General features: G+C 56.2%; 18 protein-coding genes and 1 other RNA gene. 13 read left to right on the top strand and 6 right to left on the bottom strand.

The window, feature by feature from the left end; all coding sequences use genetic code 11:
• Positions 1–70 precede the first annotated feature (70 nt).
• The 5 genes from Q0835_RS10795 to Q0835_RS10775 form a co-directional block, all read right to left on the bottom strand.
• Positions 71–901 (bottom strand): TIGR00282 family metallophosphoesterase, encoded by an 831-nt coding sequence (locus tag Q0835_RS10795; protein WP_298961001.1) that lies wholly within the window; start codon positions 899–901, stop codon positions 71–73.
• 48 nt (positions 902–949) lie between these two features.
• Positions 950–1,528 carry a 5-formyltetrahydrofolate cyclo-ligase gene (locus Q0835_RS10790; protein WP_298819914.1) on the bottom strand — a complete coding sequence of 193 codons (579 nt, stop codon included), beginning with the start codon at positions 1,526–1,528 and terminating at the stop codon, positions 950–952.
• A 92-nt stretch (positions 1,529–1,620) separates the two neighbouring features.
• Positions 1,621–1,775: non-coding RNA, 6S RNA (ssrS, locus tag Q0835_RS10785), on the bottom strand.
• A gap of 107 nt (positions 1,776–1,882) precedes the next feature.
• A complete protein-coding gene (locus tag Q0835_RS10780; RefSeq protein WP_152499910.1) occupies positions 1,883–2,263 on the bottom strand; it encodes a cell division protein ZapA in 381 nt (126 codons plus the stop codon).
• A 7-nt stretch (positions 2,264–2,270) separates the two neighbouring features.
• Positions 2,271–2,567: a DUF4164 domain-containing protein gene (locus Q0835_RS10775; protein WP_298819911.1), complete on the bottom strand. Its 297-nt coding sequence runs from the start codon at positions 2,565–2,567 to the stop codon at positions 2,271–2,273.
• A 421-nt stretch (positions 2,568–2,988) separates the two neighbouring features.
• Here Q0835_RS10775 and tkt point away from each other — a divergent pair, with 421 nt between their 5' ends.
• The 13 genes from tkt (at position 2,989) to Q0835_RS10710 (ending at position 15,707) form a co-directional block, all read left to right on the top strand.
• Positions 2,989–4,977, top strand: a complete 1,989-nt coding sequence (tkt, locus tag Q0835_RS10770; RefSeq protein WP_298960999.1) for a transketolase — start codon at positions 2,989–2,991, stop codon at positions 4,975–4,977.
• A 145-nt stretch (positions 4,978–5,122) separates the two neighbouring features.
• Entirely contained in the window at positions 5,123–6,133 is a 1,011-nt protein-coding gene (gene gap / locus Q0835_RS10765; protein ID WP_298819907.1) for a type I glyceraldehyde-3-phosphate dehydrogenase, read from the top strand.
• A 95-nt stretch (positions 6,134–6,228) separates the two neighbouring features.
• Entirely contained in the window at positions 6,229–6,399 is a 171-nt protein-coding gene (locus Q0835_RS10760) for a hypothetical protein (RefSeq protein ID WP_298819906.1), read from the top strand.
• A 29-nt stretch (positions 6,400–6,428) separates the two neighbouring features.
• Positions 6,429–7,052 carry a LysE family transporter gene (locus tag Q0835_RS10755; RefSeq protein WP_298960997.1) on the top strand — a complete coding sequence of 208 codons (624 nt, stop codon included), beginning with the start codon at positions 6,429–6,431 and terminating at the stop codon, positions 7,050–7,052.
• 14 nt (positions 7,053–7,066) lie between these two features.
• On the top strand, positions 7,067–8,260 hold the full coding sequence (locus tag Q0835_RS10750) for a phosphoglycerate kinase (RefSeq protein ID WP_298960994.1): 1,194 nt from the start codon (positions 7,067–7,069) through the stop codon (positions 8,258–8,260).
• A gap of 26 nt (positions 8,261–8,286) precedes the next feature.
• The gene (locus tag Q0835_RS10745; RefSeq protein ID WP_298960992.1) at positions 8,287–8,658 is read left to right on the top strand and encodes a VOC family protein; all 372 of its coding nucleotides are present in this window, start codon (positions 8,287–8,289) and stop codon (positions 8,656–8,658) included.
• Between the two features lie 230 nt (positions 8,659–8,888).
• A complete protein-coding gene (fba, locus tag Q0835_RS10740; RefSeq protein WP_298819898.1) occupies positions 8,889–9,956 on the top strand; it encodes a class II fructose-bisphosphate aldolase in 1,068 nt (355 codons plus the stop codon).
• Between the two features lie 93 nt (positions 9,957–10,049).
• Complete coding sequence (locus Q0835_RS10735; RefSeq protein WP_298960989.1) at positions 10,050–10,721, top strand: thiamine phosphate synthase; 672 nt, start codon at positions 10,050–10,052, stop codon at positions 10,719–10,721.
• Between the two features lie 45 nt (positions 10,722–10,766).
• Positions 10,767–11,873, top strand: a complete 1,107-nt coding sequence (locus Q0835_RS10730; RefSeq protein WP_298960985.1) for a tetratricopeptide repeat protein — start codon at positions 10,767–10,769, stop codon at positions 11,871–11,873.
• A 176-nt stretch (positions 11,874–12,049) separates the two neighbouring features.
• The gene (gene efp / locus Q0835_RS10725; protein ID WP_152499901.1) at positions 12,050–12,613 is read left to right on the top strand and encodes an elongation factor P; all 564 of its coding nucleotides are present in this window, start codon (positions 12,050–12,052) and stop codon (positions 12,611–12,613) included.
• Between the two features lie 73 nt (positions 12,614–12,686).
• Complete coding sequence (locus Q0835_RS10720; protein ID WP_298819892.1) at positions 12,687–13,493, top strand: inositol monophosphatase family protein; 807 nt, start codon at positions 12,687–12,689, stop codon at positions 13,491–13,493.
• Between the two features lie 167 nt (positions 13,494–13,660).
• Positions 13,661–14,650: a flagellar motor protein MotA gene (locus Q0835_RS10715; protein ID WP_298819891.1), complete on the top strand. Its 990-nt coding sequence runs from the start codon at positions 13,661–13,663 to the stop codon at positions 14,648–14,650.
• 25 nt (positions 14,651–14,675) lie between these two features.
• The gene (locus Q0835_RS10710) at positions 14,676–15,707 is read left to right on the top strand and encodes a peptidoglycan -binding protein (protein WP_298961172.1); all 1,032 of its coding nucleotides are present in this window, start codon (positions 14,676–14,678) and stop codon (positions 15,705–15,707) included.
• 18 nt (positions 15,708–15,725) lie between these two features.
• Here the strand turns inward: Q0835_RS10710 and Q0835_RS10705 are convergent, their stop codons facing one another.
• Positions 15,726–16,853, bottom strand: a complete 1,128-nt coding sequence (locus Q0835_RS10705; protein WP_298960983.1) for a DUF4240 domain-containing protein — start codon at positions 16,851–16,853, stop codon at positions 15,726–15,728.
• Positions 16,854–16,930 lie beyond the last annotated feature (77 nt).

Below are 16,930 nucleotides of genomic sequence, written 5' to 3'. Positions count from 1 at the left end.
ATGAAAACTGCGCCCGCTTATAGGCAAGTTGCGGTCGAAAATCCAGCTTGCGGAAACGCCCGACCACTCATCAGGCCGGATCGGACCAGAAATGCGGCAGGACCGGCTCTAACCGCCCACCGATCCGGATCGGGGCAATCCGTTCGGCAAGTCCTGTCCGGTCATTTGTCTCTATTGCCACGCCACAGATGGTGGCGTCTCCCGTTGCAGGCGCGAACCTTGATCCAGGTATCTTGCGTTGGAACCGATTGACCGGTTCTTCCTTGTCCATTCCAAGCACGCTGTCATAAGCACCGCACATTCCGGCATCCGATAGATAGGCGGTGCCGTTCTCCAGGATCTGGTGGTCGGCAGTTGGAACATGGGTATGTGTGCCAACCACAAGGCTGACCCTCCCGTCCAGGAAATGGCCCATAGCCTGTTTTTCGCTGGTTGCCTCGGCATGCATGTCGACAATGATCGCATCTGCAACTTCAGCCAGCGGGCAGTCAGTTACAACCCTTTCCATCGCAGCAAACGGGTCATCAAGCGCATCCATATAGACGCGGCCCATCACATTGGCGACCATCACCTGCGCGCCATTTCGGGCCGTATAGAGATGGGCTCCCCTGCCCGGCGTGCCAGAAGGAAAGTTCACAGGCCGAAGCAGACGATCCTGACGCTCGATGTAAACAAGTGTATCCCGCTGGTCCCAGACGTGATTGCCGGTCGTTACAACATCTGCACCTGCGTCCAGAACATCTTGCAGAATTGCCTCGGTAATCCCAAAACCGGATGCCGCATTTTCACCGTTCACAATGACGAAGTCGAGCTGATTGGCCTCTACAAGCCCGGGCAATTTGTCGATCACAGCAGAACGACCGGAGCGGCCGACAAGATCCCCCAGAAACAAAATACGCATGTAACCTCGCTAGGCGTCCAAAAGCTGACATGCGACAGCGGCCTATAGTCAGCTGAATGCCCGGTATCCGACTTCAGTTAAAATCCCATTCAGTGGTTTGTCATGCGCTTCAATGGGCACGCGGTCAACCTCCTGAACCGCAAAAGCCACGCCGATACACAAGAGGGGGCTTTCCTTTTCGATGGCGGCGATTGCCGTGTCGTAATGACCCTTTCCATAGCCAAGACGGTTGCCGGCATTGTCAAAGCCCGACAAAGGCATGAGCATAACATCCGGACGCATTTCATCTGCAGAAGGTGCTGGTTCCAGCGTCCCAAATCCTGCCGGCACCAATTCGCAGCCACGCTCAAGTCTGCGAAACTGAAGATGAGGTTCGGCAATAGCCGGCAGACACAGTGGATGACCCTTTTGACGCAAAATGTCCATGAGCGGTCTGAGATCTATCTCGTCACGGATCGGCCAGAAACCTGAAACAACAGCCCCATCAGGGAGAGGCAAATCGTCGACATGATCAATCAGAGCGAGGCTCTTTTCGATCCGTTCGATTTCGCTCATCGCCTTTCGGCGGGCGAGTGCCTGCTTGCGAACAATTTCTTTTTTTTCGGCTAGGGAAGAATGAATTGCCATGGCCCCTTAAGTCAAAGCGATCAAATCTGTCTCGGCCCGGTCCGCCGCAAGCGCTGCGGCCGGCCAGTTCAGCCGGGCATTGAGAAAAGAAATGTGCAGCCGTCCGACCGTTGGATCTGCAATCCCGGAGAACCTACAATGTAGGTGGGCGCCGTATGCAACGGACCACGGCCCAGCGCAGGGACAGCTCCCGAAGGAATGCGTAAGGCCCCGGGGATAATGTTCCTGACGTATCGGGCAGCCGCGACTACGGCATATAGACCCGACCTCCGGCAATTACCAGAGCGGCTGGACATTCAATACAAATGAATTTGAAGACTGAATGCAAAGGGCCGCCGCATGATCCGGCATTGTTCAGGAGTTTTCCGGATTTTTGAGGCTCTTGCTCAAGCCATCGGCAAGGCTCTCAATCCTTGCCGCAGCGGTATTGACCGCCCTGGAGAGTTCTTCTTCATTCTGGCTCATGTTGTCGAGCGCCGCGTCCTGCTGCCGTTTGGCGTCTTCCAGGTCGGCTTCAAGCCTGACTATCTTGCGTTCAAGCTCCGACAATTGGTCGGTTGCCATAATGCCGGCCATGACAGTCAGACGCTGGTCGCCGATTTCCCCGAATGCGCCCTTCAATTCACCTATCCAGCCGTCGAAACGCGCAGCAAGACCCTGAAGACGCTCCTCTTCACCATCATCGCAAGCCATGCGGAAGGCTTTGCCGTTAATTGTGACGGTAATCTGCGCCATTTTTCAGTCAGCCTCCATGCGCATCCAGAACACTGCGGATAGTCTCCATCGCAGAAACAAGCCGGCGGGACACGTCCTTGTTGGCTTCTTCCAAACGGGAAGCTCGCGCTTCGCTTTCATCGAGTGATGCAGCCAGTTGAGACCGGTCTTCGCCAAGCCTTTGAAGATCATCCTGCAAGGCATTCAACGATCTGTCGGCGTCCATTCGACGCTGAACAGCCGCCTCCAGCTGACCGACGGCTGAATCAAGGCGCTTTACCGCGTCGGTGAGACTGGTTTTTTCCATACAGTCGACATCCGCCATTTATTACATGGTCCCAACGTGTTTTGCGGCGGTCCGCCAGTTCCTTTCAAACGCACATTCTGGAGATTTGACGCTTTCGCTGCCGCCCCGCCCAAGGTCCAATGACACTTCGGACATTGCGTTCACGCGAATGTTTCGCGGCGAAAAAGCAAATCTTTTTCAGGGCGTCGAGCTTAGGCATCGCAACTTCTCTCAGTCAATGGCACCATTGGCAGAATCCTCAACTCTATAACGCCCAAAAAGAAAATTTCTTCCGGGATTCCGTTGGCTCGCCTTTGTTGACTCGCCGACGGTTCCTGATATTTGTCTGGCGCCTGTTCGAAATTGACGATAGTCAGCTTCTGAGCAACGTACCTCATTCACACCTTGCCGGGTGGTCCAACTCCGGCAATGGCGCTTCAACGCAAGCAACGGGAAGACGATGACCGATATTGAAAAGCACCAGCGCATGGCAAATGCGATCCGCTTCCTTGCCATCGATGCCGTGGAAAAGGCGAAATCCGGTCACCCCGGACTGCCCATGGGGGCCGCCGATATCGCAACCGTTCTGTTTACCCAGTTTTTGAAGTTCGATCCGACAGCACCCGACTGGTCCGACCGTGATCGGTTCGTTCTTTCTGCCGGTCACGGGTCCATGCTGCTTTACAGCCTGCTGTATTTGCTCGGCTACGAAGACTTCACGCTTGATGAAGTCAAGAATTTCCGCCAGCTCGGATCGCGCACGGCCGGTCACCCCGAATATGGTCATGGTGCCGGCATCGAGACGACAACCGGCCCGCTTGGCCAGGGGCTGGGCAATGCCGTTGGAATGGCGATTGCAGAACGCCTGCAGGAAGAGCGTTTCGGCAAAGACCTTGTTGATCACTACACATACGTTCTCGCCGGCGACGGCTGCCTCATGGAAGGTATCAGCCAGGAAGCGCTGACACTTGCAGGTCACCTGAAGCTGAACAAGCTGATCGTGATCTGGGACGACAACGGCATTTCCATTGACGGTAAGGTCGAAATTACCGATTCGACAGACCAGCAGGCCAGATTTGCAGCGTCTGGCTGGAACACGTTGAGTGTCGATGGTCATGACCCGGACGCTCTTGCCGCCGTGATCCGCCAAGCCCAGGCAAGCGATCGCCCCACCCTGATCGCTGCCAAAACCACAATCGGATTTGGCGCTCCTACCAAGGCCGGGTCACAGAAGGCACACGGCTCACCCCTCGGTGCGGAAGAAATTGTCGGGACACGGGAAGCTCTCAACTGGCCGCATGAACCCTTCGACATTCCGAGTGATGTTTTGGATGCATGGCGGATTGCCGGACTTCGCTCCGCTCACGCGCACAAGGACTGGCAAAAGCGATTTGCCGAGGCGGACGCGGAAACGCGGGCCGAGTTTGACCGCCGGTATCGTGGCGATCTGCCGGCGACCTTCACCCAGGCCATTCTGGACTACAAGAAGAAGCTCGCAGACGAACAGCCGACCATGGCAACGCGCAAGGCTTCCGAAGCTGTCCTGAGCGTGATCAACGAAGTTGTTCCGGAAACGATTGGTGGGTCTGCTGACCTGACCGGGTCGAATAACACCAAGACGCCGCAGACCGCCCCGGTGACACCGGACGATTTCTCCGGACGTTACATTCACTACGGCATTCGTGAACACAGCATGGCTGCGGCCATGAACGGGATGGCGCTCCACGGCGGCCTGATCCCTTATTCCGGCGGCTTTTTGATTTTCTCCGATTATTGTCGTCCCTCGATCCGGCTTGCAGCATTAATGGGCCAGCGGGTTGTCCATGTGATGACGCACGATTCCATCGGACTTGGCGAAGACGGTCCGACCCACCAACCAGTGGAGCACTTCGCGGCTTTGCGCGCGATCCCGAACCTTACGTTCTACCGGCCTGCCGACATCACCGAAACGCTGGAATGCTGGCAACTGTCGCTTGAAGACAGATCCGGACCGTCTGTACTGGCGTTGACCCGCCAGAACCTCCCCTCTCAGCGCAAGACTTTCGAAGACGACAACCTTTGTGCCAAAGGCGCTTATGTGCTGATTGACTGTGAAGACAGCCCAGCGGTCACTATCTTCGCGTCGGGTTCGGAAGTCGAAATCGCCGTCGACGCTCATAAAGAGTTGACCGAAGATGGTATTGCGACGCGAGTTGTCTCTGTTCCATCTTTCGAGCTGTTCGAATCCCAATCGGACGACTACAAGGCAGACATCATCGGCGACAGCCCGGTCAAGATTGCCGTGGAAGCGGGCATCCGCATGGGATGGGACCGTTTCGTCGGCAATGACGGCCTGTTTGTCGGAATGACCGGCTTCGGCGCGAGCGCACCCTACAAGGAGCTTTATGAGCACTTCGGCATCACCAAGGACGCTGTTGTCTCTGCTGCGAAAGAAAAGCTCGCAACTTAATTGAGATCAATTCCCGGCGACGCCAGATCCCCCATATGTTGCCGGGCCCTGAGCACTTGAGGCTCTTCCAAGCGACCACGACACATGTGGTCATAAAGTTGGCGTTTTTCTTGGAACAAAACGCCGAAGATCGCAGGAGTGGAATATGGTAACCAAGGTAGCAATCAACGGTTTTGGCCGCATTGGCCGGAACATCCTGCGCGGCATTGTCGAATCCGGCCGCACCGACATTGAAGTCGTCGCCATCAACGATCTTGGTCCGGTTGAAACCAACGCACATCTGCTGCGCTATGATTCCGTTCACGGCAGATTCCCTGCCGAAGTGACAGTCGACGGCGACACCATATCGGTTGGTGGAGGCAAACCCATCAAGGTCACCGCCATTCGTGACCCGAAGGAACTGCCATGGGGCGAGCTTGGCGTCGACATCGCGATGGAATGCACCGGCATCTTCACCGCCAAGGAAAAGGCCTCCATGCTTCTGGAAGCCGGCGCAAAGCGCGTTCTCGTTTCAGCACCAGCTGCGGGCGCTGACAAGACCATCGTTTATGGTGTGAACCACGATGCACTGACCTCAGAAGATCTGGTCGTATCCAACGCATCGTGCACAACCAACTGTCTGTCCCCGGTTGCTTACGTTCTCAATGACACGGTCGGCATTGAAAAAGGCTTCATGACGACGATCCACTCCTACACGGGTGACCAGCCGACCCTGGACACCATGCACAAGGATCTTTACCGAGCGCGCGCCGCTGCCATGTCCATGATCCCGACATCCACTGGTGCTGCAAAAGCTGTCGGACTGGTGCTGCCGGAGCTCAATGGCAAGATGGATGGTGTGGCAATTCGCGTACCGACACCGAATGTCTCTGTGGTCGACCTCAACTTCATTGCCAAGCGCGAGACCAGCGTTGAAGAAATCAATGCAGCGATCAAGGAAGCTGCGGACGGCAAGTTGAAGGGTGTTCTCGGTTACACGGAAGAAAAACTCGTTTCCATGGACTTCAACCATGACAGCCACTCTTCCGTCTTCCACATGGACCAGACCAAAGTTATGGACGGCACCTTTGTGCGCATCCTGACCTGGTACGACAACGAGTGGGGTTTCTCCAACCGCATGGCCGACACGGCCGTTGCCATGGCGAAGCTCATCTAACCAGATGATCTGGTTGACCAGACAATCAGTCTGACATTTGGCGGGTGCAGCAGCGTTGCATCCGCCTTTTCTTTGTTTCGCACTGGGGAAGTTGCATGACAGTTGCGATCATTATTTGTGTCGTTGTCCTGCTTGGGCTCGGTTTTTATTGGCTGGACCGCTCTAAGGAAAGAAATGGGCAGCGCAATCACCGGCACTGGCAGCCTGACGTTGATCAGCAAAAGGCCGAAACGATCAAGAACCTCGAAAACCCACCAGATCGCTAGACCATCTTTTTCCAAATTTTGGAGACCACGTGCTCGAACTTCTCACCGTTATCTCACTGACGATTGTCGTTGCCATTGTCCCGGGACCTGACTTTGCAGTCGTTTTGCGCAACGCCCTGATCGGCGGCAGACTGGCCGGCATCATGACGGCGCTCGGCATCGCATTGGCACTGGGTGTTCACGTCACCTACGCGCTCGCGGGCATCGGCCTGATCGTGTCCCAGTCAATAATACTGTTCAATGCACTCAAACTGCTCGGTGCTGCCTATCTGATCTTTCTTGGAGTGATGATGTACCGGACAGCGTCAAAAGACATGCCAGGCAGCAATGGCCTTTCCGGCATGCCGCCACTCAAGGCGCTGCGTTGGGGTTTCTTCACGAATGTGACCAATCCAAAGGCGACGATGTTTGCTTTGAGTGTGTTTCTGCAGGTTACGTCGCCCATGACCCCGCTCTGGACGCAAGTCGGCTATGGCATGATCATGGCAGGCGGCGTCTTTTTGTGGTTTGTTCTGGTCACGCTGTTCTTCACGCTGCCATCCGTGCGGTCTCAGTTCATGCGCGCCAAGCTTTGGCTGGAGCGCTCCTTCGGCGTGCTGCTGACCTTGTTCGGCATTGGCATCGCTGTCTCCACCAACTCCACCCGTCCCTGACAACAGGTGTTCTCATGGCTTTCAATACACTCGACAATCTCAATGACATTACCGGCAAACGGGTTCTCGTCCGTGTGGATCTGAATGTGCCGATGGACAACGGCAAAGTCACGGACACCACACGCATCGAACGGGTTCTGCCGACGATTCGCGAACTCTCCGAAAAAGGTTCGAAGGTCGTGCTGCTGGCGCATTTCGGCCGTCCGAAGGGCGAGCGGGTGGCATCCATGTCGCTTGCACCGGTCGCACCCTCGGTCTCCAGATTGCTCGGCAAAGCAGTCGGCTTTGCAGATGACTGCATCGGCCCGGTCGCATCTGACGCCATATCCGCAATGTCAAATGGTGACGTTCTGCTCCTTGAAAACACGCGGTATCACAAGGGCGAGGAAAAGAACGACCCCGCTTTCGCCGAAGCCTTGGCCGCAAATGGCGACCTCTACGTGAACGATGCGTTCTCCGCAGCACACCGTGCCCACGGCTCGACGGAAGGAATTGCCAAACTGTTGCCGGCTTACGCCGGACGGACAATGCAAGTGGAGCTTGAGGCGCTCAGCTCTGCGCTCGGTGAACCTGTTCGGCCTGTCCTGGCCGTTGTTGGCGGAGCGAAAGTGTCTTCAAAGATTGACTTGCTGGAGAACCTCGTTTCGAAGGTCGACATGTTGGTGATCGGTGGAGGCATGGCCAACACGTTCCTTGCAGCAAAGGGCGTCAATGTCGGTAAGTCACTTTGCGAACACGACCTTGCCGATACAGCCAACAGGATCATGTCAGCCGCCAATGCAGCCAATTGCGAAATCGTTCTGCCAGCGGATGCAGTGGTTGCACGGGAATTCAAGGCAGGCGCTGAAAATGAAACTGTTTCCTTGGATGCGATACCCGCAGACGGCATGATCCTCGATGTGGGTGCAGCATCGATCCAAACCGTCGCTTCCAAGATCGATACCGCCAAGACACTGGTCTGGAACGGTCCGCTCGGTGCGTTTGAGATTGAGCCTTTCGATACGGCAACGGTTGCTGCCGCTAAACATGCGGCCGCCAACACCAAAGCCGGCAAACTCAATTCAGTTGCTGGTGGAGGTGACACGGTCGCAGCTCTCAATCACGCTGGTGCGGCAGATGATTTCTCTTATGTCTCAACAGCGGGGGGTGCTTTCCTTGAGTGGCTGGAAGGTAAGGAATTGCCTGGCGTCAAAGCGCTTGAAGCCTAATTGGCAAGTTCGGCAGGAGGACCATCATGCAGCGAAGTTTCACAAACATCCTGACGGAAGAAGTTGCTGCAACAGCGGCCTTCTACCAGGGAATTCTCGGCTTTGAATCGCGCTTTTCCGCAGACTGGTTCGTCAATCTTGCTGACCCGGACAATCCGGCCCTGGAGCTCGGAATTCTCAAACAATCGAGCGAGATCGTTCCGGCAAGGGCCCAGCGGGCCCCTGCCGGAGTGATCCTGACTTTCGTCGTTGATGACTGCGATGCTGTCTATGAGAAAGCGCTCGCGCAAAACGCAAACATTGTCGAAGCCCCTCGGGAAATGCCTTACGGACAGAGGCGCATGATCCTTCGTGATCCGGCTGGCACATTCGTCGACATCAGTTCACCCAGCGCATGATTGAAAGTGAAATGGGCCTGGCAGAAAATTTATTTTTATTTCCAAATTAAATACGAGAGTGAATTTCCTGCCATCTCTTTGTATTTAAATTGATTTAACCGGCGAGGCCCTCTTTCAACGGCCAAAAATCTTGATAGAAACACCGATGATTGACGCACCGCAACACCGGCAACGTGAATACTTGCTATGGTAAGGCTCGTTTCGCAGACACCGGATCAGGGGAGACTTTAATGGCACGTATCACCCTTCGCCAGCTGTTGGACCACGCAGCGGAAAACGACTACGGCGTTCCCGCATTCAACATCAACAACATGGAGCAGGCGCTGGCGATCATGGCTGCGGCCGATCAGACAGACGCTCCGGTGATCATTCAGGCCTCCCGCGGCGCACGCGCATATGCCCACGACGTTATGCTGAAGCACATGATGGATGCTGTAGTGGAGATTTATCCGCACATCCCGGTCTGCGTGCATCTGGACCATGGCAACGCACCCCAGACATGCATGAGCGCCATTCAGGCAGGCTTCACATCCGTGATGATGGACGGCTCGCTTGAAGCCGACGGCAAGACCCCGGCCAGCTGGGACTACAATGTCGGCGTCACCAAAACGGTGACCGACATGGCTCATCTCGGCGGCATTTCCGTTGAAGGTGAACTGGGCGTCCTCGGATCGCTTGAAACCGGCATGGGCGACAAGGAAGACGGGCACGGCGCGGAAGGCAAACTAAGCCAGGACCAGTTGCTGACCGACCCTGAGGAGGCCGTAAAGTTCGTCAGGGAAACCAAGGTCGACGCGCTCGCGATCGCCATGGGAACGAGCCACGGCGCTTATAAGTTCACGCGCCAGCCTGACGGCGAAATTCTGGCGATGAACGTGATCGAGGAAATTCACCGCCGCCTTCCGGACACCCATCTCGTGATGCACGGATCATCGTCCGTTCCGCAGGATCTCCAGGACATCATCAACCAATATGGTGGTGAAATGCCCCAAACTTGGGGCGTCCCTGTCGAAGAAATCCAACGCGGCATCAAGAATGGCGTTCGCAAGGTAAATATCGACACCGACAACCGGATGGCGATCACCGGCCAGATCCGGCGCGTTCTTTCCGAAAACCCGTCCGAGTTTGACCCGCGCAAATACCTGAAGCCTGCACGTGATGCGATGCAGAAGCTCTGTATCCAGCGTCTGGAAGCGTTCAACACGGCTGGTCAGGCATCCAAGATCAAGAAAATCATCACGCTGGCCGACATGGCTGCCCGCTACCAGGATGGCAGCCTCGATCCCAAAATTGGCTGACGCCCTCTCTCCCGGGACGTCAATTCATTCACTTTCTTGAAAGAGGGGCCTTGCGTCCCTCTTTTGCCGTCTTTAGGGACAAGAACCCGATTTGTGATTGAACAGGACCTGACCACCGTGAACCGCCCGCGCCTTCTTCTCGTTACACCGCCGGAATTCGATCTGGCCGAACTGGCAGGCAAACTCGACCAGGCCTTTGCAGGTGGCGATATCGCCTGTGTGCTGATCTATATGCCGGGTGCAAACACAAAGGACCTGCAAACAGCAGCTGAAACGCTCGTCCCCATTATCCAAAAGGGAGGAGCTGCGGCGATTGTCTATCGCGACACGCAGGCAGCCGGCCGTTCCGGTGCGGATGGTGTCCATGTCGACACATCTCTGGAGGACCTGAAACTCGCCGTTGAAAGCTTCCAGCCCGAGCGCATTGTCGGAACCGGAGGCACCAAGCTAAAACACGATGCCATGGAATGGGCGGAAACCGGAGTAGACTATATCTTCTTTGGCAAACTGGATTTGGCCGAGAAGGAAAACGCACATGCCAAGACCCTTTCTTCCGCCTCGTGGTGGTCTGAGCTCTTCGAGACACCCTGCGTCGCACTTGCGGGTAGTTCCATGGAGACCTTAGCCGAGGTTGCGGCAACAAGTGCCGACTTTGTTGCGGTCAAGGATGTCATTTGGCAGTCTGATCGAGATACTTCCGACCTGATTGCTGAAGCAAACAAGATTTTGGACGTTCATCCATTTCCCGATGCCGATCAGACATAAGAAACCGGAGCCGGATCTATGCCGTTAATGGGGACAAACCTTAGCTTGAGAAGCTGGACCGGGATCTTGGTTCTAAGCGGCGTCCTGGCGGGTTTCTCGCCATTCGCATCATGGTCTCCAGCCCTGGCGCAAGATGCCGCGGAAAAAGAAACTGAAGAAAATCAGTCGGCCGGAAACGACCCGGACAAACCGCTTCCGGTTTTGATTGACGTTACAACCGCGGACAAGACCCTTTTAAGCATCGTCGATGCCGGTCCGCCCAAACTGTCCGACGATGAAACCGCGGACGCAACCACAGCCTACGCAGCATTTCAAAGGGGTTGGTTTCTGACAGCGCTCGGCCTGGCAACACCACTTGCCGAAGGCGGCGACCAATCCGCCCAGGCGTTGCTGGGCGTGTTGCACGAGGCGGGTCTCGGGATCAAGCAGGACAAGACAAAGGCCGCGGACTGGTACCGTCTTGCTGCAGACAAGGGTGACAACGGCTCGGCAATGCAACTCGCCCAATTCTATCTGTTGGGCGATGGCGTTGACGTCGACAAGAAGATAGCGGCCGATCTCTTTGAACAGGCAGCCAATGCGGGCAACGCATCGGCGCTCTACAATCTCGCACTGCTTTATCAGGAAGGCGAAGGCCGCCCCTTCAATGAGCAGAGGGCAAGAGAACTTCTGGAAGAAGCGGCTAAACTCAACGATCCGGAAGCTCAATACGCACTCGCCCTTTCCTATCTGGAAGCGCAAAGCGGCCTCAATGATCCAGGCCAGGGCGCATTCTGGATGGGCCGGGCGGCGCGGCGTGGCCACACATCCGCGCAGGTCTACTACGGCATCCTGCGTTTTCAGGGAAAAGGTGTGGATCCCGACGAAGCAGAAGCTTCTGACTGGTTCGAACGCGCAGCCACGTCGGGCAACCCGGTCGCAATGAACCGGCTTGCACGCATCTACGCCTTCGGAAGAGGCCGGGAACAGGACTATTCTGCGGCGGCTGGCTGGCACCTCATTGCCCGAACGCTTGGCGTCTCTGATCTCAATCTCGATCAGATCGTGGACAGTCTGGACGAGACAACGATGGAAAACGCCCGCAAGCTGGCAGAGCAGTATTCGGCAACGCTGATGGCACCATCTGAAGATCCCGCAGCCGAAACGCCTTAAGGCATCTGAGGCCCGAAACTTTAAGGTTCAATGGACCCCGGCAAACCGAATTTGCCTTTTTTCCTTGAAACCTGCGCACTTTTGTGGTGGACAGGCGCCAGCAATTTTCGGTGCCCCAGCGTCCGCTGTTCCATGCACCGTTCCAGATCCAAACAAATAAACAAGTCGGTCGTTCCATGAAAATCAACGGAAACGAAATCAAGCCCGGTAACGTGCTGCAGCATCAAGATACGCTTTGGGCCGTTGTCAAGGTTCAGCATGTCAAACCAGGCAAAGGTGGCGCTTTCGCGCAGGTCGAAATGAAAAACCTGCTCGATGGCCGGAAGCTGAACGAGCGTTTCCGCTCAGAAGACAAGGTCGAGCGCGTCCGTCTGGAACAAAAGGATTTCCAGTACCTTTATACCCAGGACGACATGCTGATCTTCATGGATACCGAAACCTACGAGCAGCTTGAACTGCAATCGGAATTCGTCGGAGATCGCGCAGCTTTCCTTCAGGACGGGATGATGGTCACCGTTGAACTGCATGAAGACCGTCCGATCGGCATCACACTGCCGCAGCATGTGACCCTGGAAATCAGCGAAGCCGATGCCGTCGTCAAGGGACAGACCCAGTCGTCTTCCTATAAGCCTGCACTCATGGAAAACGGCGTCCGCGTCATGGTCCCGCCTTTCATCACGGCTGGCGAGAAAATCATCGTCGACACAGGCACGCTGGAATACGTCCGCCGCGCAGATTGAGCCACCTGATTTGGCAGTCTCCTTTGGCGCGCCCGGACTCGTCCGGGCAGCGCCCAACAACAAGTGATAATTCATGGCCCGCACAGCTCTCCTCAATGTCATGACCCAGGCCGCGATCAAGGCGGGGCGTTCCCTGATCCGTGATTTCGGTGAAGTGGAAAACCTTCAGGTATCCCGCAAAGGTCCGGGAGACTTTGTCTCTGCCGCAGATCGCCGTGCTGAGGAAATCGTTCGCGGAGAACTGACAAAAGCCCGTCCGACCTTCGGCTTGGTGATGGAAGAAAGCGGCGAAGTTGACGGAACGGACGGTCAGCATCGCTGGCACATCGACCCGCTCGACGGCACCACCAACTTTCTTCATGGCATTCCGATCTTCGCGACTTCTATTGCGCTTGAGCGCGCAGGGGAGATCGTCGCCGGGGTGATCTTCAACCCCGTCATGGACGAGCTTTACACTGCCGAACGCGGGCGGGGCGCTTTTCTGAACGACCGCCGGCTGCGCGTTGCCGGCCGCACAGAGCTGAATGACATGGTGTTCGGCACGGGGCTGCCGTTCATCGGCATGGGCGACCACGGTCGTTCCCTGCGCGAACTCAGATATGTGATGCCGGAAGTGGCCGGTATCAGGCGCTTCGGCGCAGCATCGCTCGATCTGGCCTGGACCGCGTCCGGTCGTCTCGACGGTTATTGGGAACGCAATCTCAATTCCTGGGACATCGCCGCAGGCATCCTCATGGTTCGCGAGGCTGGCGGTTTCGTCAGCGATTTGTCCGGCAAACCGAAGATGCTGGAAAGCGGTGATATTGTTGTCGGCAACGAAGATGCACACAAACAGCTGCTGCGTCTTTTGAAGAAAGCCGAAGCCCCGGCACAGGACTGATCTTCCAGAAAACCGACCATTTGCTTCACCGGCGCACTTCGGTCAGAGCGCCGGTTTTTGAGCTATCCAGACTTTATTAAGCTTTCAGTCACGATTCACGGTTCCCAAGCCCTTAAAAATCACGCTATCAATCAGTTACGTCCAATTCAGGTATTTGATTGCGCAATATGGCCCGTGAATTTGATCCCTACAGCCTGTCCAGCCCAAGGGCGTATCTGACCTTCATGATCATCTTTCTGGTGATCGTTGCCTTCATCGCTTTCATCCTGTTCCCCCAGATATCAACCGCCTTCATGAGCAACCCGGGACTGAACGGGCTTATTGTTCTGGTTGGCGTCTTCGGCATCCTGCTCCTGTTCGGACGTGTCATTCGTCTGTTTCCGGAAATCTCATGGGTCAACAGTTTTCGGATTGGCGATCCGGCGCTCGAGACCCGCTCGCCCGTGCTTCTTGCACCTATGGCAGCTCTCCTCGGCAATAAGGCCGGAGATATGGCGCTGACGCCGACAACGGCGCGCTCCATTCTGGACTCCATCGGCATGCGCTTGGAAGAATCGCGGGAAATGTCGCGCTATCTCACCGGCCTGCTGGTCTTTTTGGGTCTGCTGGGCACATTCTGGGGTTTGCTCCAGACCGTGAGCTCCGTTGGCGCGACCATCCAATCGCTGGATGTCGGCTCGGGTGATGCCAATGTTATCTTCGAAGACCTCAAGGCCGGATTGGAGGCACCGCTCTCCGGCATGGGCACCGCTTTTTCGTCATCGCTTTTCGGATTGACCGGATCACTCGTTCTCGGCTTTCTCGATCTTCAGGCCGGTCAGGCACAGAACCGGTTCTACAACGAACTGGAAGACTGGCTCTCCACCGTCACCGATATCGACCCTGAAGAAGGGCTGTTCAACGCAACGGATTCTCCAGGTGTCGAGCAGATCCAGTCATCGATCACAGCGCTCCAGAAAACCGTCGAAGATGGCGGCAGCAAGAATGCCGCGCAGGCGATGGCCAACCTGGCGGAAGGCATTCAAGGCCTTGTCAAACATGTGCGTTCCGAACAGCAGATGATGCGAGATTGGGCAGAACAGCAGGGTGAACAGCAAAAGCGTATAGAGAGCCTCCTCTCGTCAATTGCCGCGGCCTTCGACCGCGCGAAGGAATAACGGGAGCACTTCGGAAATGGCCGGACTGGCAGGACTGAGAGCGCGCCGCCGGGCACAGTCTACGGACTACTGGCCGGGCTTCGTTGATGCCATGGCGACGCTTCTGCTCGTGATCATCTTCCTGTTGTCGATCTTCATGATCGCGCAGTTTTTCCTGTCGCAACAATTGTCCGGTCGGGACACGGTGCTGAACAGGCTCAATGCCCAGATCAGCGAATTGACCGAATTGCTGGCGCTGGAGCGCGCCAGTTCAGGTGAACTTGAGGACACGATTCTCGGGCTGCAGGCCAGCCTGTCGGATGCTGAAGCTGAACAGTCCCGTCTGCTCGGCCTGCTGGAAAGCAGTTCCGGTGCTGCAGACGCCGCTGGTGGCCGCGCAACACGCCTTGAAAACCTCCTCGATGATGAACGCCAGGTCAGCCAGGAAGCCCTGGCTCAGGTCGAATTGTTAAACCAGCAGATCGCTGCCCTGCGCCGTCAGATCGCAGCTGCGAACGCGGCTCTCGAAGCCTCTGAAGCCAAGGGGGCCGATAGCCAGGCGAAGATCGCCAGCCTCGGCCGCCGTCTCAACGCAGCTCTTGTACAACGAGTTCAGGAACTGTCTCGCTATCGCTCAGATTTCTTCGGGCGCCTTCGAGAGATCCTGTCACAACGCTCCGATATATCGGTTGTCGGCGACCGCTTTGTATTCCAGTCCGAAGTTTTGTTCGACAGCGGACAAGAAGACATCAACCCTGACGGTGAACAGGAACTCGACAAGCTTGCTGAGGCAATCCTGGAGCTGAGTGCGCAAATCCCCGACGAAATCAATTGGGTTCTGCGTGTTGACGGCCACACCGATGCACGACCTCTTTCTGGAACCGGCCGGCTTCGCAACAACTGGGAGCTGTCGGCTGCGCGTGCAATCTCCGTCGTGCGCTATCTCATCGAAAAAGGTGTTGACCCCAAACGCCTTGTCGCAGCCGGTTTTGGTGAATTCCAGCCATTAGAGGAGGGCGAGACGCCAGACGCCCTTGCCAGGAACCGGCGGATAGAACTGAAGCTAACCGAACGGTAGCTGCCCCGTTGCGCCCGTTCATCGCGTTCGAGCGAGCTCCAGACTCACTCTTGGAAAGCGATTGGCAAGTTCAGTTTCATCGAATTCTGCGAGATCGATATCGGGCAACTTGACCGCTTTGCGGGAAAGCGCTTTGCCCTGGCGCATCTCAAAGGCCTGCATCGGTGCCAACCTCAGATCCATTGTACTGCCGGCTTTTCCGTCAAAGCGGGAGACAGGAAAGGCATCGGGATCAATCAAGACCGCCTCAAAAACTTCACGTCCCTGCAGGAGGAGCCAATACCTGAAACCTTCAAAGTCATCATCCGAGCAACCATCGTTCATTAGGTAGGCAAGTGCCCAAATATCTTCTCGGTAAGCCAGGGCACTCTTTTCCTGCAGCAAAGTGTCAAAGGACTTGATAGGTGCTGCCTTGAACCCGGCCAAGCGCTCGACGAGCTGTTCAACCTGCCCGCCCAGGCCATCGGCACCGGGAAGTCCTACGATTTCCCAAAAAACATCTTCATCGATTTTTCTTGGGTCGACTTTACCACTCGGACGACGGCGTTCTTCCACCGCTACTTCGTCACGCTCCGCGGCGAGACGCGCAATCTGGGCACTGCTCGCCCCTGCCCTTGCAAAACACTCCTCCGCCACGTCTATCATGGCCAGAAGGTCTGCCTTGTATTCGGGAACACGCCCGGTCCAGCGTTCCCATTCTGCGCGTTGCTCAGCTTCGCTTTCGTGCAGATGGTGAGCCTTTTCGAAACCGCGGCTTCGAGCAGCGATCAGCTCCCAATAATGATGCTTGATCAACGCCAGGTAATTTCGCCAGATCCGAATTGCCCGCTGGCCCTGCCCCGCTGAAACGAGCTTCTCTAGATCGGAACGCATATCGGGATGAGGCCAGCCGAATGCGATCTCAAATGTGAAACAATAGTGCGTTTCAATCTCTTCATAGAGCTCACGCGCAAAATATGCTTCGATCAAACGCCGCTCGGCGTCTCTGAGATAAAGGTCGAAGAGAGACTTGCCCTCTTGCCGCTCCAGCCGCCCCTGATGGGCAAGCTCGACGACATGCTCCATAAGACGCTCGCAATCCCTCGACACGTTGTCGAAACGGGGACGAAACGTCACGGCGCCTGCGATTGCAATCTCGTTCGTCATCTACGGGCCGCTCACGTTCAACAGGAAGACTGTTCATCTGTGCGGCAGATTGCCTCCAGCTTTCTTAATTTGCCGTT

It is taken from the genome of uncultured Roseibium sp. (genome assembly GCF_947499295.1).
Taxonomy (GTDB): Bacteria; Pseudomonadota; Alphaproteobacteria; order Rhizobiales; family Stappiaceae; genus Roseibium.
This window is presented reverse-complemented; position numbering and strand designations above follow the sequence as displayed.